The sequence below is a fragment of the Streptococcus cristatus ATCC 51100 genome, from assembly GCF_000222765.1.
Lineage (GTDB): Bacteria > Bacillota > Bacilli > Lactobacillales > Streptococcaceae > Streptococcus > Streptococcus cristatus.
This window is the reverse complement of record NZ_AFUE01000008.1, coordinates 98690-123931: the sequence shown is the minus strand read 5'-3', so window position 1 is coordinate 123931 and position 25242 is coordinate 98690. Positions and strand designations below refer to the sequence as shown.

Annotated in this window: 25 protein-coding genes and 2 pseudogenes; 8 read left to right on the top strand and 19 right to left on the bottom strand. The window is 43.7% G+C overall.

The window, feature by feature from the left end; genetic code table 11:
- Positions 1-119: 119 nt before the first annotated feature.
- From HMPREF9960_RS07330 to HMPREF9960_RS07310, 5 genes and pseudogenes are all read right to left on the bottom strand, one after another.
- Positions 120-2120: an ABC transporter permease gene (locus HMPREF9960_RS07330; RefSeq protein WP_005590969.1), complete on the bottom strand. Its 2001-nt coding sequence runs from the start codon at positions 2118-2120 to the stop codon at positions 120-122.
- Positions 2101-2880: an ABC transporter ATP-binding protein gene (locus tag HMPREF9960_RS07325; RefSeq protein ID WP_005592422.1), complete on the bottom strand. Its 780-nt coding sequence runs from the start codon at positions 2878-2880 to the stop codon at positions 2101-2103. Before HMPREF9960_RS07325 ends, HMPREF9960_RS07330 begins: the two co-directional genes overlap by 20 nt.
- An 83-nt stretch (positions 2881-2963) precedes the next feature.
- A complete protein-coding gene (locus HMPREF9960_RS07320; RefSeq protein ID WP_005590971.1) occupies positions 2964-3722 on the bottom strand; it encodes a TraX family protein in 759 nt (252 codons plus the stop codon).
- 111 nt (positions 3723-3833) lie between these two features.
- A pseudogene (locus HMPREF9960_RS07315) lies at positions 3834-4813 on the bottom strand (sensor histidine kinase).
- Positions 4797-5483 (bottom strand): response regulator transcription factor, encoded by a 687-nt coding sequence (locus tag HMPREF9960_RS07310; protein WP_005590974.1) that lies wholly within the window; start codon positions 5481-5483, stop codon positions 4797-4799. Before HMPREF9960_RS07310 ends, HMPREF9960_RS07315 begins: the two are co-directional and overlap by 17 nt.
- A gap of 205 nt (positions 5484-5688) precedes the next feature.
- On the opposite strand from HMPREF9960_RS07310, the gene HMPREF9960_RS07305 reads away from it, so the two are divergent.
- The 3 genes from HMPREF9960_RS07305 to HMPREF9960_RS07295 all read left to right on the top strand — a co-directional run bounded on the left by HMPREF9960_RS07305 (position 5689) and on the right by HMPREF9960_RS07295 (position 9702).
- Positions 5689-6948 (top strand): NRAMP family divalent metal transporter, encoded by a 1260-nt coding sequence (locus tag HMPREF9960_RS07305; RefSeq protein ID WP_005590976.1) that lies wholly within the window; start codon positions 5689-5691, stop codon positions 6946-6948.
- A gap of 119 nt (positions 6949-7067) precedes the next feature.
- A complete protein-coding gene (locus HMPREF9960_RS07300) occupies positions 7068-8273 on the top strand; it encodes a DUF2974 domain-containing protein (protein WP_005590977.1) in 1206 nt (401 codons plus the stop codon).
- A 232-nt stretch (positions 8274-8505) separates the two neighbouring features.
- Positions 8506-9702, top strand: a complete 1197-nt coding sequence (locus tag HMPREF9960_RS07295; protein WP_005592417.1) for a ferredoxin reductase family protein — start codon at positions 8506-8508, stop codon at positions 9700-9702.
- Between the two features lie 109 nt (positions 9703-9811).
- On the opposite strand, the gene HMPREF9960_RS07290 is transcribed toward HMPREF9960_RS07295, so the two are convergent.
- Complete coding sequence (locus tag HMPREF9960_RS07290; RefSeq protein WP_005592402.1) at positions 9812-10318, bottom strand: DUF3592 domain-containing protein; 507 nt, start codon at positions 10316-10318, stop codon at positions 9812-9814.
- A gap of 216 nt (positions 10319-10534) precedes the next feature.
- Between HMPREF9960_RS07290 and HMPREF9960_RS07285 the strand changes: the two are divergent.
- Positions 10535-11062: pseudogene (locus HMPREF9960_RS07285) on the top strand (DUF2975 domain-containing protein).
- A gap of 12 nt (positions 11063-11074) precedes the next feature.
- Complete coding sequence (locus HMPREF9960_RS07280) at positions 11075-11281, top strand: helix-turn-helix domain-containing protein (protein WP_005590983.1); 207 nt, start codon at positions 11075-11077, stop codon at positions 11279-11281.
- Positions 11282-11466: 185 nt separating this feature from the next.
- On the opposite strand, the gene HMPREF9960_RS07275 is transcribed toward HMPREF9960_RS07280, so the two are convergent.
- The gene (locus HMPREF9960_RS07275) at positions 11467-12123 is read right to left on the bottom strand and encodes a DUF4230 domain-containing protein (RefSeq protein ID WP_005590984.1); all 657 of its coding nucleotides are present in this window, start codon (positions 12121-12123) and stop codon (positions 11467-11469) included.
- Positions 12124-12436: 313 nt separating this feature from the next.
- On the bottom strand, positions 12437-14434 hold the full coding sequence (gene metG, locus HMPREF9960_RS07270; RefSeq protein ID WP_005590987.1) for a methionine--tRNA ligase: 1998 nt from the start codon (positions 14432-14434) through the stop codon (positions 12437-12439).
- A 189-nt stretch (positions 14435-14623) separates the two neighbouring features.
- Here metG and HMPREF9960_RS07265 point away from each other — a divergent pair, with 189 nt between their 5' ends.
- A complete protein-coding gene (locus HMPREF9960_RS07265; RefSeq protein ID WP_005590988.1) occupies positions 14624-15451 on the top strand; it encodes an exodeoxyribonuclease III in 828 nt (275 codons plus the stop codon).
- Positions 15452-15462: 11 nt separating this feature from the next.
- Positions 15463-15849: a bleomycin resistance protein gene (locus HMPREF9960_RS07260; protein WP_005590989.1), complete on the top strand. Its 387-nt coding sequence runs from the start codon at positions 15463-15465 to the stop codon at positions 15847-15849.
- Between the two features lie 348 nt (positions 15850-16197).
- Here HMPREF9960_RS07260 and HMPREF9960_RS07255 read toward each other — a convergent pair whose 3' ends face one another.
- The 10 genes from HMPREF9960_RS07255 to HMPREF9960_RS07210 form a co-directional block, all read right to left on the bottom strand.
- Positions 16198-17292, bottom strand: coding sequence for a nucleotidyltransferase (locus tag HMPREF9960_RS07255; RefSeq protein WP_005590990.1), 1095 nt, complete (start codon positions 17290-17292; stop codon positions 16198-16200).
- Position 17293: 1 nt separating this feature from the next.
- A complete protein-coding gene (locus HMPREF9960_RS07250) occupies positions 17294-18028 on the bottom strand; it encodes a class I SAM-dependent DNA methyltransferase (RefSeq protein WP_005590991.1) in 735 nt (244 codons plus the stop codon).
- Between the two features lie 75 nt (positions 18029-18103).
- Positions 18104-18469 carry a ribosome silencing factor gene (rsfS, locus tag HMPREF9960_RS07245; RefSeq protein ID WP_002915774.1) on the bottom strand — a complete coding sequence of 122 codons (366 nt, stop codon included), beginning with the start codon at positions 18467-18469 and terminating at the stop codon, positions 18104-18106.
- Positions 18470-18478: 9 nt separating this feature from the next.
- Positions 18479-19081, bottom strand: coding sequence for a bis(5'-nucleosyl)-tetraphosphatase (symmetrical) YqeK (gene yqeK, locus HMPREF9960_RS07240; protein ID WP_005590992.1), 603 nt, complete (start codon positions 19079-19081; stop codon positions 18479-18481).
- On the bottom strand, positions 19078-19710 hold the full coding sequence (locus HMPREF9960_RS07235; protein ID WP_005590993.1) for a nicotinate-nucleotide adenylyltransferase: 633 nt from the start codon (positions 19708-19710) through the stop codon (positions 19078-19080). The genes yqeK and HMPREF9960_RS07235 overlap by 4 nt, the downstream gene beginning before the upstream one ends.
- A 28-nt stretch (positions 19711-19738) precedes the next feature.
- Entirely contained in the window at positions 19739-20050 is a 312-nt protein-coding gene (yhbY, locus tag HMPREF9960_RS07230; RefSeq protein ID WP_005590995.1) for a ribosome assembly RNA-binding protein YhbY, read from the bottom strand.
- A 48-nt stretch (positions 20051-20098) separates the two neighbouring features.
- The gene (locus tag HMPREF9960_RS07225; protein ID WP_005590997.1) at positions 20099-20482 is read right to left on the bottom strand and encodes an MGMT family protein; all 384 of its coding nucleotides are present in this window, start codon (positions 20480-20482) and stop codon (positions 20099-20101) included.
- Between the two features lie 14 nt (positions 20483-20496).
- Positions 20497-21603 (bottom strand): ribosome biogenesis GTPase YqeH, encoded by a 1107-nt coding sequence (gene yqeH / locus HMPREF9960_RS07220; protein WP_005590998.1) that lies wholly within the window; start codon positions 21601-21603, stop codon positions 20497-20499.
- A gap of 2 nt (positions 21604-21605) precedes the next feature.
- Complete coding sequence (locus tag HMPREF9960_RS07215; protein WP_005592391.1) at positions 21606-22133, bottom strand: YqeG family HAD IIIA-type phosphatase; 528 nt, start codon at positions 22131-22133, stop codon at positions 21606-21608.
- A gap of 184 nt (positions 22134-22317) precedes the next feature.
- Complete coding sequence (locus HMPREF9960_RS07210; RefSeq protein WP_231913454.1) at positions 22318-22776, bottom strand: hypothetical protein; 459 nt, start codon at positions 22774-22776, stop codon at positions 22318-22320.
- A gap of 401 nt (positions 22777-23177) precedes the next feature.
- Here HMPREF9960_RS07210 and HMPREF9960_RS07205 point away from each other — a divergent pair, with 401 nt between their 5' ends.
- Positions 23178-23804, top strand: a complete 627-nt coding sequence (locus HMPREF9960_RS07205; protein WP_005592323.1) for a TVP38/TMEM64 family protein — start codon at positions 23178-23180, stop codon at positions 23802-23804.
- A gap of 203 nt (positions 23805-24007) precedes the next feature.
- Here HMPREF9960_RS07205 and lytR read toward each other — a convergent pair whose 3' ends face one another.
- Complete coding sequence (gene lytR, locus HMPREF9960_RS07200; RefSeq protein WP_005591006.1) at positions 24008-25240, bottom strand: glycopolymer--peptidoglycan transferase LytR; 1233 nt, start codon at positions 25238-25240, stop codon at positions 24008-24010.
- Positions 25241-25242: the final 2 nt, after the last annotated feature.

Genomic DNA, 25242 nt, shown 5'->3' with positions numbered 1-25242 from the left:
TATGATAGCAAGTCTTTTTTGAAAAATCTCGGCTTTTTGGACAAGCGGTAAAATGAGGGATATGAGTGGTAAAATTCCAGGCATCAAAAAATCCCCGACCAGAGGTCAGGGATTTGCTCTTAGCGGGCAACAATCTTGCGGTAACTGCGAGAAGTTAGTAAGAATACTAAAATATAGGTCAGGAGGAAGACGCCGCAAGTCGCAAGTGTTGTCTGAATTAAGAGAGGAAGATTAGTCACACCCAATAGAGCAACTATCAAGCGCAGCATATGAAAGACAGCCGCTATATGTAGAAAAGCAAAGATGAGAGGTAGGAAGAAAACAGTCAAAATCTGCTTACGAATGGTACTTCTAGTCTGCTTTTCGTCTAAACCAACCTTTTGCAAGATGATAAAGCCATCGCGGTCTTCATAGCCTTCAGAGATTTGCTTGTAGTAAATCACAAGAACAGCTCCTAGAAGGAAGATAACAGAGAGGAAGACACCGATGAAGAGCAAGGTTCCAGTAAGTTCCTGATAGCTCTTTTCTGCGCTATGACGGTCACTAGCCATTGCGTAGCTACCATCTTGAGCTTGTTCCTGATCCAAAGTGTCCCTCAATCCCAGTTGGACTTGCTCGACAAACTTTTTACTGCCCTTAGTCTCTGAAGCAACTCCAATGTAGTAGTAATGTTCCACATCGAGATTAACATCTTTGCTATCATTGACCACCATATAGAGACCCTGTTCCATGGCCACGTCGTTTGGATTAGGGATTTCCCCATGCGTGAAATTCGACGGTAAAAGCTGCTTGATCTTCCAGTCTTTACCATTTACTCGGAGAGGTTTATCCTTATTTAAGGAAACATTTTTTCCATAGACAAGAGTTTCATCATCTGCCAAGTCTATCTTTTTCCCTGTCATTTTTTCATAATCCTGACGATTGATAACTGTAATCGTGCCAGCAGACTTGGTCAAGATACTTGGATCCGAATCCAGCTCGCTTTGCATTGGAACCGTCACATCATTACCAGCCAGTTTCATGATGAAGGCTGATTGGTAGAGATAGGTAGTATAGCTCGGCTTCTTCAGGCCTGTGTCCTGAGCGACCTGCTGGACCTTGTCCAACAGAGTTTCCGTCTGATCGGTCGATTTTGGCAGGACGACGCTGACATTGTAATCCTTTGGATGCAAGGTAGTAATATAATCCTGACCACCAACATAGATATTGATTGTACCCACCAGAGTCACTAAGAGCATGGTAGATAGAATGGAGATCGTTGCCAATCCTGCCGCATTCTTACGCATCCGCGAGATAAGATTGGAAACAGAAATGAAATTCTGCGTTTTGTAGTAGTAGCCTTTGCGCTTTTTGAGAAATTGCAATAGTGTAATCGAACCGGCATTAAAAAGCAGATAGGTTGCTAGGATAACCATGATCACAGCTATAAAGAAATTGCCGATAGCAGCGACAGGTTTGGTGACAGTCAAAGCCATGTAATAAGCCACACCCATGAGCAGGAGCCCCAGCAAGGTTTGCAGAAAAAGGAAGCGTCCCTTCTTCTCGCCTGCTTTCTTTTCCTTCATTAGGCTAAGAGAGCTATAGCGTAGAAGTCGCGTGGAGTTGAGCAACAAAATCACCGCAAAAGCGACACCTAGACTGACTAGGGTCACCCAAACATTCTGCCATTGGAAGGTCGAGGCAAGAACGGCCGGCATTCCCATCAATTTCAAAAGAACGGCGTAGAGCATCTTGTCCAAAGCTAGGCCAGACAAGATACCTAGACCAACTGTAGCTAGATAAAAGACACAGAGCTCAAAGAAGGTCATAAGTAGCAAGTGACGCTTTTCCATCCCTAGCACGCTATAAACACCGAGCTCCCGCGAACGGTTCTTCATGACAAAGCTATTGGCATAGGTGATAAGGATGAGCACCGCAATCTGAATGACCTGGATACCAAATTGCAAGGTCATGCGAGCTGCTGTACCACCATAAGAGGTCTCCATATTTGGACTGTGAGCCAGTGAGACAAAACTATACAAAATCGCTGTTGCCAGTACCGTTGCCAAGGCAAATGGATAATACAAACTGCGATTTTTGATCAGATTTGATAAAGCCAGTTTACTCGTTAGTTTGAACATAATTGCCCACCTCACTTGCCATAACTGTCAGAGTATCGGAAATCTCTTGGAACATCTGCCGCTCGGTCTTGTTGCCACGGAAGATTTGATTGTAGAGAATCCCGTCCTTGATAAAGAGCACCCGCTTGGCCCGACTGGCAGCTGAAGTCGAGTGAGTCACCATGAGAATGGTTTGGCCGCGGTCATTAATGTCATCAAAGACATCCAAGAGAGCCGCCGAGGACTTAGAATCCAAGGCTCCTGTCGGCTCATCCGCCAGCAAAATCTCAGGCTCTGTGATGATAGCGCGAGCAACTGCCACCCGCTGCTTCTGACCACCAGAAATTTCATATGGAAACTTCTCTTGAAGTTTGTTAATTCCCAGCTCATTGCAGGTTGTAACCAGCTTTTGCATCATCTCGGTAATGGGACGACGAGAGAGAACCAAAGGCAGGAGAATATTATCCTTGACAGACAGGGTATCCAGCAAATTAAAATCTTGAAAGACAAAGCCTAATTTCTCCCGGCGGAAGCTGGAAGCTTGGCTGTTTTTGATGGTTGCCGTGTCAGTTCCGTTGAGGAAAACACGGCCTTCGGTCGGCTTGTCCAGCATAGCTAGGATGTTGAGCAGGGTGGACTTCCCAGAGCCAGATTCACCCATAATAGCGACATATTCGCCTTTTTCTACCGTAAAGTGAATATCCTTTAGTGCTTCTACTTGGCTACCCTGAAAGCGAGTTTTATAAATCTTTTTCACATGTTGTACGTCTAATAAGGTCATCATGATCTCCTTTTCTATGATTCCATTTTAATACAGAAACAGCTTTATTTCCATATTTTACTAATTTTTAAATGCCAATATTTTTATCTCTGCACTAGATATGCAATCAGTGCAATGATCCAGAGATGGGCTGGGTAAAAGATATAGAAGAAATACTTGCCCCACTTGCCATTATAGCCTCGCTCGCCATTATAGAGATGGAGGAAGGGCAAGACGGTAATAAAGGCCCAGTCTGAATTGTAGAGCATCATCGAAATGGTCGCTCCCATGGTTGGGTAAATTTCAATGCTCAGACAGAAGAGTATAAAAGCCAAGACCATGTAAGAAAAAGTTCTGAGAACAGGCTGATTGCGGAAGATATAGCTAATCAGCATCAAAGGAATAATGGTCATGCCACCTTCTGTCAAAAAAACTCCTGCCAAACCAATTAAGACTGCCGCTCCAATCCGCAAATAGCGCTTCTCATCCATAATCTTTTCACTATTTTTGGAGAGACCAAACACAAGATTAAGCACCAGAACGCCACAGGCTAAGCTGAGAAAGATATTATTCTCAAGGTGAATCCCCTTGCTATGAAAGAGCATGGTCAGGATGCTATTGCCCAGCTGCATGATAGCCGCCCAGATAAACAAGCGTGCATTGTAGGCCAAGCGATTGCGCGTATGCAGAAAGCCTTCTACTGCGCTAAAAGCAAACCAAGCAGCTACACAGCGAGTCAGCAGGTGAAAAATCCCGTCCCAGCCCGTCGGCAAAAGCCCTGGAATCTTACCAATATGATCAAAAACCATTAAAAAGGCCATGAAAAGCTTGAGTTGGAAAGCATTGAATCCTCTTGTTTTCATTTCATATCTCCTTGTCTTCTTTATACATCTATCTTACAAAAAAAGAAAGGTCGGTACCATAACCTAACCTTTCAATTTCACTGGCCAACCTTACAAATTTGTAAGAATTCCTTATTCAAATATCATCTTCTTCTCTGAAAAACTAATCATGACAGTCGTTCCCTGTCCGACCTGCGAAGCGATGCTGATCTGATGCCCCAGCTCATCTGCAATTTTCTTGGACAGATAAAGCCCCAAGCCAGACGACTGCTGAGTCAAACGACCATTATAGCCCGAAAAACCTCGCTCGAAAACCCGCAGCAAATCCGAATCCTGAATACCCAAACCGCTGTCTTTGATATAAAGCGTATCCTCCTGAAAATAAATTTCAATCCCGCCTTGACTGGTGTATTTCAGACTATTTGACAACACTTGCTCTAAAATAACGACGAACCATTTCCTATCTGTGATGATGGTTCGGTCCAAATCATGTAGATTGAGACTCAAGCCCTTTTGGATAAAGAAAATCGCATACTTCTTGACAATCTCCTTGACCAAATCTTCAAGATTTTCCTTTTTCAAGACCAAATCCTCATGGAAACTCTCCAGACGAAGATACTGCAAGACGATATTGACATAGGACTCGATCTTGAAGAGCTCTTGTTCCAGCTGGTTCTTGACCTTCTTGTCCTCAATCTCTCCGACCAGCAATGAACTAGCCGCAATAGGCGTCTTAATCTGATGAGCCCAGAGCGTATAGTAGTCCATCAGGTCATTTAGCTTCTCCCTCTCCTCAATCGCACGGTTCTTCTTGTCCATTTCCAAGAGAGCCAGTTTCTCAAAAAGGAGAACCTCTAAGGCTGTCTGAGGCCGACCTGAGGCATAAAAGAGCTGGTTACGGTATTCCTTATAGGCACTAGCTAGATCCATTCCCAAGAAAAAGCTAGCAAGGAGAAAGGCTAAGAGCAGCTGATACTCTAGCAGGCTGCGCCCATCCTCGAAAATAAAGGCAAACATCCCCATAATTGAAAATACAATCAGCAAGAGCAACAAGATGAAGCGACGGGAATACAAATGATGCTTCAAAAAGAAAATTTATCCTGCATGTCCATTGGTTAAACCGTATCCTATCCCTTTTTTCGTCTCAATAAAATGCTTCAGACCGTGCTCTTCCAGCTTCTTACGCAGACGGGCAACATTGACGGACAAGGTATTGTCATCGATAAAGAAATCACTGTTCCAGAGCTCCTTCATCAAGTCATCACGCGCCACGATGCTACCAGAATGCTCAAAGAGCACCCGCAAAATCTGAAATTCATTCTTGGTCAGCGTCACAAGCTCGCCCTCATAGACCAAATCCATGGATTTAAGATTTAAAATCACGCCCTGATATTCCAAAAGGCTTTGATCCGTCCCAAACTCGTATGAACGTCGCAGCAGGCCTTGAACCTTGGCCAGAAAGACGTTATTGTCAAAAGGCTTGGTCACATAGTCATCTGCGCCCATATTAATGGCCATGACGATATCCATAGACTGGTCACGCGAAGACAGAAACATAATCGGCACCGTCGAAATCTTCCGAATTTCCTGGCACCAATGGTAGCCGTTAAAGAGAGGCAGGCCAATATCCATCAGCACCAGCTGGGGCTCCTCCTTGACAAAGATTGTCAAAACCTGCATGAAGTCTTCAATCGCCACAACCTGATAGCCCCATTGCTCCAGCATTTTTTTGATCATTTGACGGATGACCGCATCATCCTCAACCAGTAAAATCTTGTGCATTCCATTTCCTCACTCATTTTTCTTACTGCTATTATATCAAATTCTCCCTTAAATCACAGAGACTTTTTTGATCTGAGACTCATCTTATTTTCAGAAAGTTTCAAGAAAACCTTCGAGAAGTATTGACAAAAGTAGAGTAAAAAGATACAATAACACTACATTCAGAATTGTCTGAAAATTCATTTTTTATAATAAGGAGATTATTATGCTAGAACAAACTCAGACATCTACCTGGCAGTCCAAACTAAAAGCCCTTGGCCCTGGGATCCTCATGGCCTCTGCCGCTGTTGGTGGCTCTCACATTGTTTCCTCTGCTCAAGCAGGCGCTAAGTATGGCTGGGCCTTGATGGGACTGGTCATCTTGGCCAACCTCTTCAAATATCCCTTCTTTCGCTTCGGCGCTGAGTACACCTTAGAAACTGGTCACAGCTTGGTTGAAGGCTATGCCCAAAAAGGAAAAGTCTACTTAGGCATCTTCTTCGTTTTAAATGTCTTCTCCGCCTTGGTCAATACAGCAGGGGTTGGGATTCTCTGTGCTGCCATCATCGCCAGCGCCTTTCCAAATGCCCTTGGACTAAGCATTACTCAATGGTCTCTGATTCTCATCATCCTGATCTGGGCAATGCTACTCTTTGGTGGCTACAAGTTCCTCGATGGCCTTGCCAAATGGATCATGTCTGCACTAACCTTTGCAACCGTTATTGCGGTCATCGTTGCCATTATCAAGCATCCTGAGTACGGGGCAGACTTCGTTGAAAAGACACCTTGGCAGATGGCTGCCTTGCCTTTCATCGTTTCTCTAATGGGCTGGATGCCAGCTCCAATCGAGATTTCAGCAATCAACTCCCTCTGGACTGCTGAGAAAGGAAAATCTGTCAATATCTCTGTTACGGACGGACTCTTTGACTTTAACGTTGGCTATATCGGTACGGCCATTCTGGCTATCTTCTTCGTCGCTATGGGCGCTCTCATCCAGTATCCAACTGGTCAAGCAGTTCAAGATGCTGGTGCTGCCTACATCCAGCAATTCGTTGGGATGTACGCATCCGTTCTTGGCGACTGGTCACGGATTCTGATTACTTTCATCGCCTTTCTCTGTATCTTTGGTACGGTTATTACCGTTATCGATGGCTATTCCCGTGTAAATGCTGAATCCTTACGCCTCCTTCTCAATGAAGAGAAGACTTCTCAAAAAACTCTGCATATCTGGATGACCGCTACAGCTATTATCGGTGGTGTCATCATCTACTTCTTCCAAGGTAGTGTGGCTCTCATGCTTCGTTTTGCCATGATTGCTTCCTTCCTGACTACTCCATTTTTTGCCCTTCTAAACTATCTCCTCGTTACGAGCGAGAATAAACATCTGAGCAAATGGCTAAAAGGTCTTTCCATCCTTGGTTTGATCTTCCTATTTGGCTTTGCCTTATTCTTTATCTACGCCATCCTCATCGGTAAGGCTTACTAGATTAAAAGAGCTGGAAATTCTGAAGGATATCTTCAGGTCTCCACTCTTTTATTTTTTCCTTTCTGACAGCTAGCTCCACTTATGCTATACTGGAAGAAGATAGAATATTGGAGATAAATATGGGAATAATTTTTGATTACCTAGACCAAGTAGCTTACGATAGTATCTACGACACCCCCTTTAATGAACTGGATTTGCTGATGCTGACAGAGATAACTTATCTGCCTTTTGACCAGATTGTGTCTGACCAGATGTCCCTTGATTGTAGTTGCCGCTTGTTTGAAGCTGCTGAAAAAGTACCACAGGATTTGTCCATGTTAGTGACTAAAAATCGGCTGAAGCTCTTGGAAAAAGCAGCCAGTTCCACCCGTTTCAAAAATATCAAACTCATGGGCTATGTCAATGACATTGATCCTGATGTTCAAAAGCAGTTCGCAGCTATGATTTTCAAAATCAAGCCTGATAGCTATGTTCTAACCTTCCGCGGAACTGATGATTCCATTATCGGCTGGAAAGAGGACTTCCACATGACCTATATGGATCAGGTCCCAGCTCAAAAAACGGCGGTCAATTATCTGCGAAAAGCTATGGATGCTCTGCCTGGGCAGTTCATCCTGACAGGTCACTCGAAGGGCGGCAACCTAGCTTCCTACGCTGCTAGTCAGATCGAGCCAGAGTATCAAGAGCGCATTCAGAGCATTTACAGTTATGATGCCCCCGGACTGAATCACTCGGTCATCACCAGTCAAGGCTACCAGACTATCTCAGACAAGATAAAGCGCTACATCCCGCAAGGCTCTATCGTCGGAATGATGCTCGAAACGCCCAAGCAGGCTCAGATTGTCAAAAGCACAGCTTTCGGCGGTCTGGCTCAGCACGATACCTTCACTTGGCAGATCAGTGGCCAGACTTTTGTCCTACTGGACAACCTCAATCCAGACAGCCTTCAAGTAGATAAAACCCTGAAAAACTGGGTAGATAGCGTTTCTGATGACGAACTAAAAGACTTTTTCGATCTCTTTTTCGGCCTCATCTTAGATGCTGGTATCAGCTCCATCAATGACCTCACCAAGCTGGAAAATTTCAACAAAATCTTAGCTGTTTTTGAAAATGCCAACGCCCTCACTGACCAGGAGCGGGAAATGCTGACGCGCCTGGCCAAACTACTGGTAGACATACGCTACCAGTCTTGGAAAGACGACATGAACCTGCTGAAGCCTAGTAAACTTGTTCAAGAGGTTAAGGAAAATCTATCCGAATTCACTAAGAATCTTTCTTTCACAAGTAATGAGCCTGTTCAAACAGATGAACCCAATGAGCAATAAGCTATAAATACAGCACTTGACAACTCTCTAATATAAAAGAAAAACACTCCTGTCAAAATCTAGAAAACTAGATTCAGGAGTGTTTTATTATGACTAACAAGTTAATTCTCTAAAATTGGACGCAACTTGTAGCATGATTACAACTCAGTCTTGACAGCTTGTTTTTTCTTTGTTAGAATGTAATGAATTCATTTACAACTAAGTAGTGATAAAAATCAGAAAGGAGAACATCATGAAATCTATCAAAGGAATCGCCCTTATCGCTGTCAGCATAGTCCTGACCATCTATGCTTGGGCTTCAGCTGGAATGACCAACTTTATCGTACCCGGTCTGGCCTTAACTACCCTTTCGCTGACCTTTTTACTTGCGACTCGGAATGCCCTATTGGAAAAATGGTTCAATGGCATCGAAAAGATGTACGCCTATCATAAGTTTATAGCTATCTTTTCCGTCGTCCTGCTCGCTCTCCACAATGTTGCCATGGGTGGCAGTCTCTGGGGCTCTCATCTAGCAGGACAGCTTGGTAATGTCGGTATCTATCTCTTTGTCAGCATTGTTCTGGTGGCCTATCTTGGCAAGCACATAAAATATGAGGCTTGGCGCTGGATTCACCGCTTTGTCTATCTGGCCTATATCTTTGGTCTCTTCCACGCCTATATGCTGATGGGCGGTCGACTCCTGAAACCGACCTTGCTAGGCTTCGTAGTCGGATTCTACGCTATCATCGGTTTAGCTTCTGGCTTTTACATCATCTTCCTCTATCAAAGTTTGGCCTTTCGCCATCTGGGAAAAATTCTGCAGGTCAAACGACTGAACCACGATACCGTGGAGTTGAAAATCCAGCTTAGTCAAAAGCTAGACTACCAGTATGGGCAGTTTGCCTTTGTCAAGATTTTCCAAGAAGGATTTGAAAAAGCGCCACATCCCTTCTCTATCTCTGGCGGTCATGACAATATCGTCTACTTTACTATCAAGAATTCTGGCGATCACACTAAGAAACTTTATGACAAGATCCAAGAGGGAACCAAGGTCACCATTGACCGGGCTTATGGCCACATGATTCTTGACCAGGGGCAGGAAAAGCAGATTTGGATTGCTGGTGGAATTGGTATTACACCCTTCATCTCCTATATCCGCGAAAATCCTAATCTGAATCGTCCAGTCAGCTTCTACTACGCTTATACTGGAGATGAAAATGCTGTTTACCTAGACCTACTTACAGACTACGCAGCTAAGAATCCGCAGTTTGACCTTCATTTGGTTGATAGTAAGGTCTCTGGCTATTTGGACTTCAAGAATTATCCTTTGGACGACAAAACCACCGTCTTCATGTGCGGACCTGTCAAAATGATGGATAAACTAGCCAACGAATTTAAAAAGACCAAGCCTAAAGCAGATCTGGTCTATGAAGGCTTTAAGTTTAAATAAAGAAAGCAAAAAGAGGAGTTCAATCCTATTTTTTACTCTATTTGAATTCAACAGATTTTGAAAAAGATAAAATTTCTATCACTCAATATCCAAAAATAGACTTTTCAAACTACAAAAATATACGGAAAAGATTAATTCCAATCAGAATGAGAAAGAAAATAGAAAATCCGATAAACAAATATTTAAAATACTTTTCATTGCTGATGCAACGCTCAACATATGCCTCTTCTGGATTCTTAGGATTATAATAGACCGACATACCTGAGCCGACTGGAAATATCTTTTTCAAGTCTAGACTCCTATCCGAGCCGTAAACATAGTCACTTGAAAAAACATCTTTTTGGATTTTTCCTGAAGATGCAGGGATAAACCGTTTATACTTAAGACTTTTTCGATATTGTTTGCCGCGAACGGTATACTCTACAATAGGCAAGGCCACCTTAGGTGGCTCCCCATGGCGACTATAGATAGTACTGTTATATCCTACTACTTTGCCTGATATTAAAGATGTTGATTTACTTCTAATAGAATTTTCTTTTCGATAGTGAAGATAGAGTGGAAAAACAATGACTAACCAGAGTAGTCCAAGTACCACAATCATAATCATAGGATTCATTACTATTTCCTTCGTTACTTTGATATTCAATACATATTGTATCAAAATTTTCATCGATACCAAAGTCTCTATAGGATATCTTTTTGCCTTTATAAAAATTATCGTTTTTCGATATATTTTTCTTGAAATACAATGAAAAATAGATTATAAGATTATAATAAGAATAAAAGGAAAAGAAAATCTACTGCCGGCTGATTTTCGATAGAGGTAAGCATCATGAAAAAGATTGAATTAAAAAATAACTCTTTGCTCAAAGATATTGTTACTCTTCTGAATCTTATCATAGTGGGTTATTCTGCTATTCTGGTCTTTCTTACTATCCTAAGTGTGATTTCTTACACCGGTCTTTCCGACAGGTTGGGAATAAAGCTCAATGTTTAATTTCTGCCCTCAGTTGATTTTTCAAATTGGTGGAGCATTTTAGCCTTTGTTATAAATCTTCTCACAGCTTCTTTGACTATTTATCTCATCTATCTTGCTCGTAATTTCATCAAAAATTTGATTGGTGGAAAGATTTTTGATTCATCAAACACGCAACTAGCTGATAAGGCATGGAAAGTCTTTCTGGCTCTGACCTTTCTTTCCGTTAAGGTTGCTGCATCAGGCAATCCCATCGCCCTCCCCTTCTCTTTTAACGCCAGTATGAGCTTTACACCTCTCTTAGGCGCTCTGATTATTTGGCTGATGATGAAAATTCTGGAAAAGGGGATTGATATAGCTGAAGAAAATGAATTTACTATCTAGGAGGCTGCTATCATGATTATCGTTAATCTTGATGTTCAGCTGGCCAAGAAAAAGATGAAACTGGGAGAACTAGCCGATATCATCGGCATCACAAACGCCAACCTTTCCATCCTCAAAATGGGCAAGGCTAAGGCTATCCGCTTTAGCACCCTCAATGCTATCTGTCAGACCCTTGATTGCCAGCCCGGAGACATCCTAGAATTTACAGATGATGAATAGTCATAACCACCCGTTAAACAGGTGGTTATGACTATTTGTTTGTTTAAAACAAAATTGAGGGCTAGCGATATGGTATAGGACATAAAAAAAACCTTGCAATGATGTGCAAGATGCTTTCCCCAGTTGATAGAACGACACATTTCACTATCAGCTAAACTGTAACAATACTCAAAAAGTTATGATTCCTATTTATTCATATTTTTAAAGGTAACTTTAGCTTCAGGGTCAATACCAGTTACAATCGCTCTATAGTATTGCTCGGCTGATTCTGTGATAAGATTTTTATATTGTTTAAGATATTCTTCTTGTTCTTTATTGCTAAGAGATTTAGCAACATGTTCTCCAGTATCAATATTTTCTGTTGAACCGCTCAATAGCTGTCCACTCATATCATAGAGTTTGTATCGATCTTTTGGATTATCTGGTATCTGAACTCCTATAACTTCATATTTAGGAATAGTCAGCTCATACTCATGCTCAGCAATTTTCCTAACCTTGACTCCTTCCTTAATTCCAAATTTAGCCGTATAATTAAGAATGATGATTGCTTTCTTAATAGAGAGTGGAATACTGATATTAGTACCAGGTATTTTTTTATCTTTCTCAATCGTTTCAACTTTTTGAATTCCCACATTCAAAAAAACACTCTCATTAACTTTTTCCAAGTGAGTTATCTGCGTGTAGATTTGGCTTCGTTCATCTGAAGCGTTTTTCCCTTGGAAATATCCAACGATATTATAAGTTTTCGCAACAACAAAAAAGATAGCGAGAATGGCTACCACAATCCAAACGTAAATCTTAGCTCCCAAAACTTTTCTTATGAAATTTTTAACTATTTTCATTATCCTATTTCCTCCGAATTAAAAATGCTGTTCCAATACTAATTATAGCGAGGATAGCTGATAAATAGGGATTCAGCGGAAAAAGAAGGACAATTAAAAACAACAACAAAACAAGTGATGCAATTTTTACTATTTTCATCATTTAACTCCTAAAATATTTTCATTAGGTATTATATATATATATATATATGAATTGTCAAGTGTCTTTAGAAAATTATTTCACAAAAAATCCCAGCATCTTGCTGGGATTCATTACTTACTAGGTTGGTTTGCTAATCAACATTTCCTATTATAGAAATTGTTCTAAATAACATTACCCAATCAAACTTCCATTTGGTACTTTCTCGTCCACAGTAAGGAGAGTCAGTTGGTCGCCGTACTCGGCTGATAGAATCATACCTTGGCTGATGCGGCCCATCATTTTGCGCGGCTTGAGGTTGGCTACGATTTGGACTTTTTTACCGACCAGTTCTTGCTCGTTTGGATAGTATTTAGCAATACCAGAGAGGATTTGGCGGTCTTCGCCGTCTCCTGCATCCAAGCGGAACTGGAGGAGTTTGTCAGAGCCTTCAACCTTAGAAACTTCTTTGACTTCTGCGACACGGATTTCCACCTTATCAAAGTCGTCAAATTTGATTTCCTTACGGTTAAGTTTGAGCTCCACTTCTTCGGGCTTCCATTCTTTTTCAATATCAGGTTTGTTGCCTTCCATTTGTCCTTTGATATAGTCGACTTCTGCTTCCATATCCAGACGTGGGAAGATTGGTGTCCCTTTATCTACAACTGTCAGACCTGCTGGGAGCTGGTCAATTGCTAGGTTTTCCAACGAAACTGCTTGAGGCAAGCCCAGTTGACTGAGGACAGCCTTGCTAGTTTCCATCATGAAAGGCTCAATCATGTGGGCAACAACACGGAGGCTGGCTGCCAAGTGACTCATGACTGCTGCCAGTTCTTTGACCTTAGCTTCATCCTTAGCTAAAACCCAAGGAGCTGTTTCATCAATATATTTATTGGTGCGGGAGATGAGCGTCCAAACTGCTTCTAGGGCGCGTGGGTAGTCCACTGCGTCCATGTGTTTGTAGTAGTCAGTGATGGATTGGGCTGCCACCTGAGCCAGAGCTCCGTCAAAATCCGTCACATTTTCTTCATAGGCTGGCACTTGACCGTCAAAGTACTTGTTAATCATAGAAACCGTACGGTTGAGCAAGTTCCCAAGGTCATTAGCTAACTCATAGTTGATACGACCTACATAGTCCTCAGGTGTGAACGTTCCATCAGATCCCACCGGAAGACTGCGCATGAGGTAATAGCGCAGGGCATCCAAGCCATAGCGTTCAACCAACATTTCAGGATAGACCACGTTTCCTTTAGACTTAGACATCTTGCCATCCTTCATGACAAACCAACCATGGCCAATCAAACGTTCTGGTAATTTCACATCCAACATCATAAGGAGGACTGGCCAGTAGATGGAGTGGAAACGAAGAATATCCTTGCCCACCATGTGGAAGACTGTTCCGTTCCAGAACTTATCAAAGTTACCGTGCTCATCTTGACCGTAACCAAGAGCAGTCACATAGTTGAGCAGGGCATCGAACCAAACATAGACAACATGTCTTGGATTAGATGGCACAGGTACTCCCCAGGTGAAGGTTGTCCGAGATACCGCTAAATCTTCCAGGCCCGGCTCGATAAAGTTTTTCAGCATTTCATTGAGACGGCCGTCTGGCGTAATGAAGTCGGGCTGTGATTTGAAAAATTCTACCAAACGGTCTTGGTACTTGCTGAGGCGAAGGAAGTAAGACTCTTCTGATACCCACTCCACTTCATGCCCAGACGGGGCAATTCCGCCAGTTACATTTCCAGCTTCGTCCCGGAAGACTTCTGCCAGCTGGCTTTCAGTGAAGAATTCCTCATCAGATACAGAATACCAGCCAGCGTACTCACCCAAGTAGATGTCGTCTTGAGCCAAGAGTTTTTCAAAGACATCGGCTACAACCTTTTCATGGTAGTCATCGGTCGTACGGATAAATTTATCATACGAAATGTCCAGCAGTTTCCAGAGTTCCTTGACACCAACTGCCATGCCATCGACGTAAGCTTGCGGGCTGATACCAGCTTCCTCCGCTTTTTGCTGGATTTTTTGACCGTGCTCATCAAGACCAGTCAGATAAAAAACATCATAGCCCATAAGACGCTTGTAGCGAGCCAAGACGTCGCAGGCAATGGTCGTATAGGCAGACCCGATATGGAGCTTGCCAGACGGGTAATAAATAGGTGTCGTAATATAAAACGGTTGTTTTGTAGTCATTTTTTAATCCTTTCAAGGCTAATGAAACCTTTTTTGATAACACTTCATTATATCATATTTCCTAACGATTGAAAGAGGAGACTCCTCCTTCTTCTAGCCTTTTTGTAGCTTTACAATCACTTTGCTATAAATCAACTCTATCTTTTGGTATAATAAACTCAGGAAATTTCTACTAGAAAAGGACATTTTATGAAACTCATCTCTTGGAACATTGACTCTCTAAACGCTGCTTTGACCAGTGATTCTGCACGCGCTCAGCTCTCTCAGGCTGTCCTTCGGACCTTGCAAGCAGAAAATGCGGATATTATCGCTATTCAGGAAACAAAGCTATCTGCTAAAGGCCCGACTAAAAAACACCTTGAAATTTTAGAAGAGCTCTTCCCAGGCTATGAAAATACTTGGCGCTCGTCTCAAGAGCCAGCCCGCAAGGGCTATGCAGGAACCATGTTCCTCTACAAAAAAGAACTGACACCCATCGTGACCTTCCCAGAAATCGGCGCTCCATCAACAATGGACGTTGAAGGCCGCATCATTACACTGGAGTTTGATGACTTCTTCGTCACTCAGGTCTACACACCCAATGCTGGCGACGGTCTTAAACGCTTGGATGAGCGTCAAGTCTGGGATGTCAAATACGCCGAATACTTGGCATCACTGGATGAACAAAAACCAGTCCTCGCAACTGGAGACTACAATGTAGCCCACAAGGAAATCGACCTTGCAAATCCTGCCAGCAACCGCCGTTCACCAGGCTTTACCGATGAAGAACGTGCTGGCTTCACCAACCTGCTGGCTAAAGGCTTTACCGATACCTTCCGCCACTTGCACGGCGATATCCCTAACCAATACACTTGGTGGGCGCAGCGCAGCAAGACTTCTAAAATCAACAACACAGGATGGAGAATCGACTACTGGTTGACCAGCAACCGCGTGGCTGACAAGGTAACCAAGTCTGATATGATTGACTCCGGTGCACGGCAAGACCACACACCAATTGTCATGGAAATTGAACTTTAAGGAGGAAACCGATGGACTATCAGGCTGTCATCCCTGAATTTGTGGTATCTGACATCGAAAAGTCGCGTCACTTCTACTGCGACCTACTGGGCTTCTCTGTCGAATACGAGCGTCCCGAGGAGAAATTTCTTTTCCTCTCACTTGAAGACTGCCAGCTCATGTTAGAGGAAGGCAGCGCCGAAGAATTAGGCCAACTGACCTATCCTTTCGGGCGTGGTGTCAATATTTCCTTTGGCATCGAGGATGTCCCTCAGCTCTATCAAAAACTGCTGGCAGCTAACTATCCCATCCATCGTCTACTGACAAAAAGAGAGTTTCGAGTGGGAAATACCTTTATTTACCCTCATGAATTTGCGGTTTTGGATCCAGATGGTTATTTTCTACGATTTAGTGAATAAGAAGAGGCTGGGACAAAAGTCCGACCTCAAATATAAAAAGCGAACAAAACTAGTTTTCTGGTAATCAGAATTCTGCTTTGTTCGCTTTTCACATTTAATTATAGATTTGAAGGACTTAATAATTAAGATTTTTAAAAATTGAAATCTTTTTGTCCCAACCTCCTCAATTGTCTTTGGATTGTCAAGCAAGACGCAGTGGTTGAGTGGGCTCTACTACGCTGATTTCATCAGCTTTTACAGCCCTACTCAACTGTGCGGAGGTGGGACGACGAAATCGAATTCTAACGAATTACCGATTTCTGTCCCACTCTCTATTTAAAAATAAATTTCTCAAATCTATCTAGACTATCAGAGAGTATTTTGTAGTGGAAAGCGGCCAAAATTCTGCTCCGTCAGTGCAGGATTGCCCAGCTGATAAACTTTGTCAGCCTGCTGGGTCAAACTATCCCATGGCTCCTTGCCAATTCGGCTGACCAATTCAACTTTTCCCTTAAGCTTGGACAAATGCTGGCGTCCCTGCTCGGAAAATCCTAAAATATGAACACCTGACGGAAGTTCTTCTTGCCTAGCTCCGACCAGGATATAGGTCAGCAGACGCCGAACCCGAGCCTTGGTATAGCGCTTAGTTGCCACCTGCTCAACTAGCTCTTCTATGGTCTCACTGCTTTTCAAGGCCTCTCTAATCCTAACGGCCAACTCCTGATTGACCTGATAGTAGTCCGTCAAATCAGGACAGGTCACTATCTGGTAACGGAGATAAGGAAAGAGGTCCGACCAGGTCACCTTGGGAGCCGTTTCAAGTAAGTGATGGGCTGGTGTAAATTTCTTGAGAAAGTCTGGCTGATCCAAATTCTGACGAAGGGCCGTTGCGGAGGCAAATTCCTGATCAGCTGATAAGGAATGGTAGCCAGCCCCCTGACGTTGAATCGGACACAGCTTTATATCTTTTCCCGCCACAGCCTTGGCATAGGCCAAGCCCAAGATATGATTGGGCGTAGAGCCTGAGAAATTGAGCCCTGCAAACTCCTGCCACATAGCCTGAGTCTTCTGGGGATACGATAAGGAATCAGGCAAGCCAACCAGATAAGCCTCCATCTGCTCTGCCTTTTCACCATAGACCTTGGAAACACTCTCGTAGTCCAGCACTTCCTCGGTCCCAAAAGTTAGCTGTTCGATGCCCAGCCTCTCTAAGATGTCTACTGCCCCCTTAGCGAAAAAGTCCGCTGCCTGAACGCTGACCAAGAAAGGCAGCTCAAGGACCAAATCCGCTCCAGCTTCCAAAGCCATCTGTGCCCGAGTCCACTTATCCACGATAGCTGGCTCCCCTCGCTGAACAAAATTGCCACTCATAGCGATAATTTTCAGACCAGAAGCCTGCTCCAGCAGGTATTTATGCCCATTATGAAAAGGATTAAACTCTGCGATAATACCGGTAACTGTCATCTCATTTCTCCGCCACAAAGAACCAGCGAGCGCTCTTGTCAGTCGGCTCCTTGTCCTCAAAGTCCGCGTAAACCTTGACATTCTTAAAGCCAGCCTGCTCCAGCAAGATATCATAGGTCAGAATCTTATAGGTCCGCTCCTCATGCACCTCATCGTGGCGCGTGAAGCGACCATCCTCGTCTTGGACAAAGAAGGTCAGCTCATGCACGATGGAATGAGGCGGTTCGTCCGCATAAGAATCCCAGACCATGGCAAAAGTTTCAGCATTTTCATGATAAGAATAACCTGGAAAAACCTCGTCAATCTGGTAAATCGAGTGCACGTCAAAGATAAAGCGGCCACCCTCATTTAGATGCTGGTAAACTTGAGTGAAAACCTGACCGACATCGACTTCGTCTTCCATGTAGCAAATCGAGTCCGAATAACAAGTCACCAAATCAAACTGACCAACACCACTCAAATCTAGCATATTACCCTGGATAAAAGGAATGTCCAAACCAGCCTCTCGGCTGCGCTTCTCTGCAAAATCCAGCATTTCCTGACTCAGATCCAGCCCCGTCACATCAAAACCAGCCTGCTTAAAATAAATGGACTGAATGCCCGTACCACAGGCCAGCTCCAGCAGCTTTTTCTTATCCTTGGGAAAATGGCGCAGGCTGAAATCCGTCCACTTCTCATACAAAGAATCATCCATAATCGCATCGTAAACCGACGCGAAGGTTTCATAAGTTGCCATACTTTTCCTTTCAAAAATAGCCCAGCCAGCAGGCTGACTGAGCCGAATTCTACTTTCTTACCTAAGGGCAAAAAATCACTTGTTTTTTTCTTCTAATAAGGCCGCAACATCCACGCCTGTCGCTTCGTGCCAGAGTTTTTCCAGATTGTAATGGGCTCTCATTTCCTCAGAAAAGACATGGACAACGATGCCACCCAAGTCTAAGAGAACCCAGCCACCAGCTGCGTCTCCCTCTACATGACCAGCAGAAACACCAGCCGCTGCAGCTTTCTCACGGATATTTTCAGCGACCGCATCCAGCTGACGACTATTCATCGAGCTGACGATAACAAAATAATCTGTCACAGTAGTCAGGCCTTGCAAGTCCAAAGCCACAATATCTTCTGCACGCTTTTCATCGGCCGCCTTCACGACCAATTCCAATAATTCTTGTTCTTTCATAGTTCCTCTTTAATTTTCTTTTATTTCCTTCAAATATCCTACAAAGGCATTATAGGTCTCCAAGGTCTGCGGGTAGATAGGGATTCCCTTTTGAGCTAAATGCTCCACCGTCCTTGCTGTTTCATAGGCCACAGTTTGATTGAGCGACTGCAGGGCCAATTCTCTGGCCTTGTCCACACCCGGAAAGTCCCGGTTGTGCTCGATATAGTCAGCGACATAGACGACCTTGTCCAGCTCAGACATGGTGCCACTGCCCACTGTATGAATCTCGATGGCTCGGAGAATCTCTGCATCTTCGATGCCTAGGTCTTCCTGAATCTTGTAAATGCCCACCATGCCATGCCAGACGTTATTCCCCCAGTTTTTCAGGTCAGGATCCAGCTGGTATTTGTCAATCAAGGCCAGAAATTCCTCATCCGAGACCTTTTTCGCATAGTCGTGTAGAAGCCCTGCCAGACCCGCTTTTTCGACGTCAAGACCGAAGCGCTCCGCTAATTCACGGGCAGCTTTTTCCACACCTAAACAATGTCGCAGGCGTTTCTCGGGCATGACTGTTTCCATCTTAGCCAGTAAGGCCTCACGGCTCATGCTGATATAGCTTTCATAGGTCATAGATAAAGCCCTTCTTTCTCAATATAGTCTAAGACTGGCTGAGGTAACAGGAAATTAGGAGTCCGTCCCTGAACCAGAAAATCCCGTACCATACTGGATGAGATGTCCATGAGAGGCACATCTACCCAGATAACTGGATAGGAAGTTCCCGCCTTGTAGCGCGGCCGCTGAACACCGACAAACTGAACCAGCTCAACCAGCTCATCAATCCGGTACCACTTGGGCAGATAGTCCACCATATCTGCACCGATGATAAAATAATAGTCCGTATCTGGATGTTGCTCTGTCAGCAGCTTCATAGTGTCGTAGGTGTAGGAAATTCCCTTGCGCTCCAGCTCAATGGTTTCAATCCCTAGGCCTTCAATGCCCTCGATAGCCAGCTCCAGCATCTTCAGCCGATGCTTTTCATCGATGGTCTCTTTCTTATCCACATGGGGCGGCTCGTACTCTGGCATGAGCAGGACCTGATCCAAGCCTAACTGTTGGCGGACCTGATCCGCTACGACCAAATGAGCATGGTGGACAGGGTTGAAATTCCCACCTAAAATGCCAATCTGCTTGCGTTTTTTATCTTTAGCTTCTGGTTCTAATTCCACCTTGGTAAAGGGGGTCAGTAATTCAATAGCCATAGGCTGATATCTCCACAGAAATTTTTCCTTAAATTTGTTTCACTTTAACAGAGAGTTTGCGATTTTCCTTCTTACTAGACTGCTTGTAGAGAATCAAGATCCGGCCGATCTTCTGCACCGTATCCACTCCGATTTCTTCTTCCAAAATCTCAGCAACTTCATGGATATTCTCATCTGTATTCTGCAAGAGCGTAACCTTGATCAGTTCTCGCGCATCCAGTGCCTGACGAATGCTGGTTTTAATCTGGTCATTGAGACCGTTTTTGCCAATCTGAACGATGGGCTTGAGTGAGTGGGCCTGACTGTTGAGAAAGGCTCTTTGTTTACTTGTTAATGCCATAGTTTTCCTTATTCTTTTAAAAATAGCAGAGCTTATACTCAAAGAGTATTAGTCTTGCCCGCACATGAGATTTCTTTCCAAATCAAATGAATACCGTTTCTTTTGAAAATCTTGGACATAGTACCTCATCTTTGTTTTCCCTTTTTGAATAATGCTATGTCCTTCCGCTTCCAGCAGCCCTCTTTGTACTTCAAGGCCTCCAGGATACTTCGCATTGACTTCCCCGCCTGACTTGAGCACTCGCCAATAGGGGATTTTGGCATCTTCCTCAGACCAAGCGACAATCAAAGCAGCAATACCTGAAAAAAATGGAGCACTATTATCCTGTCCAAAGTGAGTACGCAAATCAGCCAAGGTAACCACTTTGCCGTATGGTATTTGCTGAATAGCTTCCACATATTTTTCTGGTGTGATAAAAGTTGACTGGGTCATACATCCTACCTTTCTTAGATAATCGCCTTGCGCAAGACCACGTCCACTCCTTTTGGAGCCCAAGCCGCAACCTTGGCTCTGTCATTGACGCGAATCCAACCCAGACCAGAGAAGACGATATCTGTCTTGTCCTTGATGGTAAATTCATGCTTGACCAAGGATGGAAATTCTTCCTTTTCCTTGCCAACTGGCGGCACTAAGAGACTGCCGACATGCTTGTCATAAAAGCCGCTAGCACCTTCCAACTTGGTCCGGTGGAGCTTAAGCTCATTGTCAAAATAAGCTGTGAAGCCCTGCTTGTCACCTGCCACAAAGTCAAAGCGACCTAAACCACCCAAAAAGAGAGTTTGCTCTGGATTGAGCTGATAGGTTTTGGGCTTGATTTCCTTTTTGGGGCTGACATATTTGAGATTCTTAGCAGAAAGATAGTGAGCCATTTGATGACGATGGATGATGCCTGGTGTATCATAGATATGACTGCCATCCGCCAAAGGAATCTCGATTTTATCCAGAGTCGTGCCTGGGAAGCGCGAAGTCGTAATGACATCCTTATCACCCGTAATTTCCTGAATGATGGCGTTAATCAGAGTGGACTTGCCCACATTGGTCACGCCAACCACATACACATCACGTCCCTTGCGGCAATGCTCAATCTTATCAATCAAGTCCTTAATAGCCTGCTTGTTTTGAGCAGAGGTTAGGACCACATCGACTGGACGCAGGCCTTCTTCGTGAGCCCGCTCTGTCAGCCATTGGGTCACCTTGCTATCCTTGACCGACTTAGGCAGAATGTCCTTTTTATTCCCAACCAAGAGCACATCATTTCCAGCAACAAAGCGAGGCAGGCCAGGAATGACCGATCCATTAAAGTCAAAAATATCGACAACATTGACGACCAAGGCGTCGCTATCTCCAACTTCATGCAGAAGCCGCAGAAAGTCATCATCCGTCAGCTGGACGTCGCTGATTTCATTATAATGGCGCAGGCGGAAACAGCGCTGACAATAGAGTTCGCCTATCTCCAAGCCTTTTTCTAGAGCTGACTGGGGCGTGTAGCCTAGCTTACCCTTATCTTCTGTCTGAATAGGGACTCCGCAGCCGATACAGAGAAGTTCTTCCATTCTTAAATTCCTTTTTTGTATTGAATTGGGCCGTATTTTTCAGTGATTTTCTTGAGCACACGGCGTTCACGCGCCCGATTGATCTGAGTCTTGATAGAGTCGTGCTCGACCAGCGGTTTGACCAAAATCGAACGAATTCCAGCCCGATGCGCTGCCCGAATATCCGTCATGAGCTGGTCGCCCACCATGACCACTTCATTTTTTTCAAAGTGAAAAAGCTTGAGCGCCCGGTCAATGCCCCAAGTGAAGGGTTTCATAGCCCAGTAGACATAGTCAATTTCAAACTTTTCAACAGCCCGCTTGACCCGTTTTTGGTTATTATTGGACACCACGATAATCCGAATGCCTGCATCCCGCAAATCATGGAGCCACTTCTTCATCTCTGGGGTCCCGTCAGGATTATTCCAAGCAATCAAGGTGTTATCCAAATCCACCAAAACAGCTTTGATGCCCTGTCTTTTCAAACTCTCTACTGTCAAATCGTAAACCGCCTCAACCGCAAAGTCGGGCATGTAATCTTCAATCGCCACATCTCTCTCCAAAAATCGTATTCGCACTATTATAGCATAAAATAGGCTTTTTGGCACCTATAACCCCATTTCTTCCAAGAGCCATCGGGAGACTTACCCTTCTCTATTTTCCAAACAAATGAAAACAGCTTCCCAAGCGGGAAGCTTCATTTAAAATGGAACAAAGATCATGCTCATAAGACCACTATCTATTTTTTTCGCTCTCTAACTTTTTTTCATGAAGTTCTTGAAGATAGCTGACAATGCCATTAAAAGACGATTCTTTAGCTTTTTTGATATGAAGTATCTTCGAAAACTTCTGAAAATCCTTTTTCTCCTTACCAGGAGCAATGCGAATGTCAACAGATTCCCATTCACCATCTTTCTCTTCGTATCCCACTAGAGCAACTAAAAATGATTTCCCTCGTCTATACTCACCTGTTAACAAATATGCTGTATCAGTAAAAAGACCAGCATAATATCTAGGAGCAGATACCGCAAATAGTATAACATCTGCTTTCTTAAGCTCTCCATCAACACTAGATAAGGGCTGCTCATCTACATACTCAATCTGTAAACGAATTTCTACTGGAATTAACGAATTGTAAAGAAAGTCTTTGTTATAAATTGAATCTGGACTCATAATTTTGTCATAGCTGTTCACATACTCCACAGCTCCACCCAAAAGGAACAAGAAAAAATAACTAGCTATAAATAGTAAAATCCGTTTTTTTTCCGAAAAAGAAGTACCAAATACTTAAAAATAGTACAAAGAGAATAATTGTATTAAGGTGGAAAAATGTTCTTATGAGATTCTCATATGCAATCTCCCACATTTTTTGATGATATAAGTTTAAATATTCTTCCACTACAACTCTCCCAACTCATAGAATTTTTAGTTTGAGCACAAGCACTCTCCCTGATTTTTGAATGCTTATAGATGATTGCTCACCAGTCATATCATTATATCATCTTTCATACTTTTTAGCACCTATAGCTTCAAAGCTTACAAAAAAGGCAAAAGATGCTATAGTAGATATAAGAACAATTCTCTTGGAGGTGCCTATGGCAAGCAAGGATCGAGAAATGAAAGCTGTTTCTCCCTTTTTGCAAAAAATCATCAACTGGTCGTCCATCATCGGGGCTGTGGGGACAGTGGCCTTTTGCATCTGGGCTTACTATGCAGGGATTCTCCAGTCCAAGGAAACCTTGTCTGCCTTTATCAAACAAGCAGGCGTCTGGGGGCCACCTCTGTTTATCTTCCTACAAATCTTGCAGACGGTCGTGCCCATTATCCCTGGCGCCTTGACCTCTGTTGCAGGCATCTTTATCTACGGGCATATCGTCGGCACCATCTACAACTATGTTGGCATCGTCATTGGCTGTGCCATCATCTTCTATCTAGCTCGCACCTACGGACCAGCCTTTGTCCAGTCCGTCGTCAGCAAGCGGACCTATGACAAGTATGTGGGCTGGCTGGATGAGGGCAATCGCTTTGAGCGTTTCTTTATCTTTATGATGATTTGGCCTATCAGCCCCGCTGATTTCCTCTGTATGCTGGCCGCCCTGACCAAGATGACCTTCAAAAAGTACATGCTGATTATCGTGCTCTGCAAACCCATCACCCTCATCATCTACACTTACGGACTGACCTATATTATTGATTTCTTCTGGAAATTACTAACAAAATAAAATTCAAAAACATTAAAAAACGAGAGTGGGACAGAGACCGGTAATTCGTTAGAATTCGATTTCGTCGTCCCACCTCCGCACAGTTGAGTAGGGCTGTAAAAACTGATGAAATCAGCCTAGTAGAGCCCACTCAACCACTGCGTCTTGCTCGAAAATCCAAAAACAATTAAGAGGCTAGGACTTTTGTCCCAGCCTCGATTTATTTATTCTGAAGATGCTGATGTTGTGGGGTGATCGGCAGATGATGCTGACGGTGTCGAAGCTGGAGTAGATGCAGGCGCAGAACTTGCTGGCGGTTCACTGCTAGCGCTCGGCTCAGGAGGAGCTGGAGTAGAATTACTGTAATTAGCACTTCCATAATTGCTCTCCGTTGGTTGATTGTAAATCGGCTGCTCGTCATGCTGATAAGTTGTTGAAGAGCTAGAATTAGACGCACGTAGGCTTCTGCCTCCCATCAAATCTTCATACAGTACGGCATTGGTTTTCAAACTCTTGACCGTGGACAAGCCCAAGCTTTTCCGAATCAAATTTTGCATTTCCAGTAAATGCTCAGACGTAACCAGCTGATAGCTACCCCCATCAGCCAAGGTAGCATCTTCCCCACGCAATTGTTCAGACTGAATGCTTCTAAAGGCATCTTTGTAACCTAATAACTGAGGAATACTTCTCGAATCCAGCGCTACATTGGTCTGCATATTCTTGCTGACTGCTCGCAAAATAGCTTGATAATGACTGATACTATTAAGACTGAGCACCTTCTCAACGACCTTTCGAATCACCTCACGCTGACGTTTCTGACGACCGTAGTCACCCTCTGGATCTTGGTAACGCATGCGGGCATAGACCAAAGCTTGGTCTCCGTTGATCAAATGCTTACCTGGCTCGACAGTTGCAGTGTATTCTGGTTCATTTTCTTCGATGGAAATTGGGAAATCAAAAGTATTGTTGACTTCAATACCGCCAACTGCATCGACTAGCTGAACCAGTCCTTGCATATTGATCATCACATAGCGGTCAATATGGATGTTCATCAATTTCTCAATCGTCGCGATGGCTAATTCTGCACCGCCATAAGCATAGGCTGCATTGAGTTTGGCTTCTGTCGTTTCGCCATTTTCATCGATTTGAGTCAGAATATCCCGCTCCAAACTCATCATGACCGTCTTTTTAGTCTGAGGATTGACAGATAGGAGAAGCATAGAGTCGCTATTTCCCTTCCAGGTATCAGACCGCGAGCCACTTCCTGTATCTACCCCCATCAGTAAAATCGTCAAGGGCTTGGTTTCCGCAATAACGTTCGTCTCATTCCCAAAACCCTTGTAAGTATGGGACAGAGCGTCCGTTGACTGATTGTAAATAGTCCAAGCATAGCCTCCTACTCCAATAGCTGTGACAAGCAGCAGGCTCAAAAACATTCGTACAATTTTTTTAAACATAT

Coding starts and splice junctions, on each gene's coding strand:
- HMPREF9960_RS07295 (WP_005592417.1), top strand. CDS start 8,506: ATGAAATCTATCAAAGGAATCGCCCTTATCGCTGTCAGCATAGTCCTG.
- HMPREF9960_RS07265 (WP_005590988.1), top strand. CDS start 14,624: ATGAAACTCATCTCTTGGAACATTGACTCTCTAAACGCTGCTTTGACC.
- HMPREF9960_RS07225 (WP_005590997.1), bottom strand. CDS start 20,482: ATGACCCAGTCAACTTTTATCACACCAGAAAAATATGTGGAAGCTATT.
- HMPREF9960_RS07320 (WP_005590971.1), bottom strand. CDS start 3,722: ATGAAAACAAGAGGATTCAATGCTTTCCAACTCAAGCTTTTCATGGCC.
- HMPREF9960_RS07330 (WP_005590969.1), bottom strand. CDS start 2,120: ATGTTCAAACTAACGAGTAAACTGGCTTTATCAAATCTGATCAAAAAT.
- HMPREF9960_RS07250 (WP_005590991.1), bottom strand. CDS start 18,028: ATGGCAACTTATGAAACCTTCGCGTCGGTTTACGATGCGATTATGGAT.
- HMPREF9960_RS07300 (WP_005590977.1), top strand. CDS start 7,068: ATGGGAATAATTTTTGATTACCTAGACCAAGTAGCTTACGATAGTATC.
- yqeH (WP_005590998.1), bottom strand. CDS start 21,603: ATGGAAGAACTTCTCTGTATCGGCTGCGGAGTCCCTATTCAGACAGAA.
- HMPREF9960_RS07290 (WP_005592402.1), bottom strand. CDS start 10,318: ATGAATCCTATGATTATGATTGTGGTACTTGGACTACTCTGGTTAGTC.
- HMPREF9960_RS07305 (WP_005590976.1), top strand. CDS start 5,689: ATGCTAGAACAAACTCAGACATCTACCTGGCAGTCCAAACTAAAAGCC.
- metG (WP_005590987.1), bottom strand. CDS start 14,434: ATGACTACAAAACAACCGTTTTATATTACGACACCTATTTATTACCCG.
- HMPREF9960_RS07260 (WP_005590989.1), top strand. CDS start 15,463: ATGGACTATCAGGCTGTCATCCCTGAATTTGTGGTATCTGACATCGAA.
- lytR (WP_005591006.1), bottom strand. CDS start 25,240: ATGTTTAAAAAAATTGTACGAATGTTTTTGAGCCTGCTGCTTGTCACA.
- HMPREF9960_RS07280 (WP_005590983.1), top strand. CDS start 11,075: ATGATTATCGTTAATCTTGATGTTCAGCTGGCCAAGAAAAAGATGAAA.
- HMPREF9960_RS07205 (WP_005592323.1), top strand. CDS start 23,178: ATGGCAAGCAAGGATCGAGAAATGAAAGCTGTTTCTCCCTTTTTGCAA.
- yhbY (WP_005590995.1), bottom strand. CDS start 20,050: ATGGCATTAACAAGTAAACAAAGAGCCTTTCTCAACAGTCAGGCCCAC.
- HMPREF9960_RS07310 (WP_005590974.1), bottom strand. CDS start 5,483: ATGCACAAGATTTTACTGGTTGAGGATGATGCGGTCATCCGTCAAATG.
- yqeK (WP_005590992.1), bottom strand. CDS start 19,081: ATGACCTATGAAAGCTATATCAGCATGAGCCGTGAGGCCTTACTGGCT.
- HMPREF9960_RS07235 (WP_005590993.1), bottom strand. CDS start 19,710: ATGGCTATTGAATTACTGACCCCCTTTACCAAGGTGGAATTAGAACCA.
- HMPREF9960_RS07275 (WP_005590984.1), bottom strand. CDS start 12,123: ATGAAAATAGTTAAAAATTTCATAAGAAAAGTTTTGGGAGCTAAGATT.
- HMPREF9960_RS07255 (WP_005590990.1), bottom strand. CDS start 17,292: ATGACAGTTACCGGTATTATCGCAGAGTTTAATCCTTTTCATAATGGG.
- rsfS (WP_002915774.1), bottom strand. CDS start 18,469: ATGAAAGAACAAGAATTATTGGAATTGGTCGTGAAGGCGGCCGATGAA.
- HMPREF9960_RS07325 (WP_005592422.1), bottom strand. CDS start 2,880: ATGACCTTATTAGACGTACAACATGTGAAAAAGATTTATAAAACTCGC.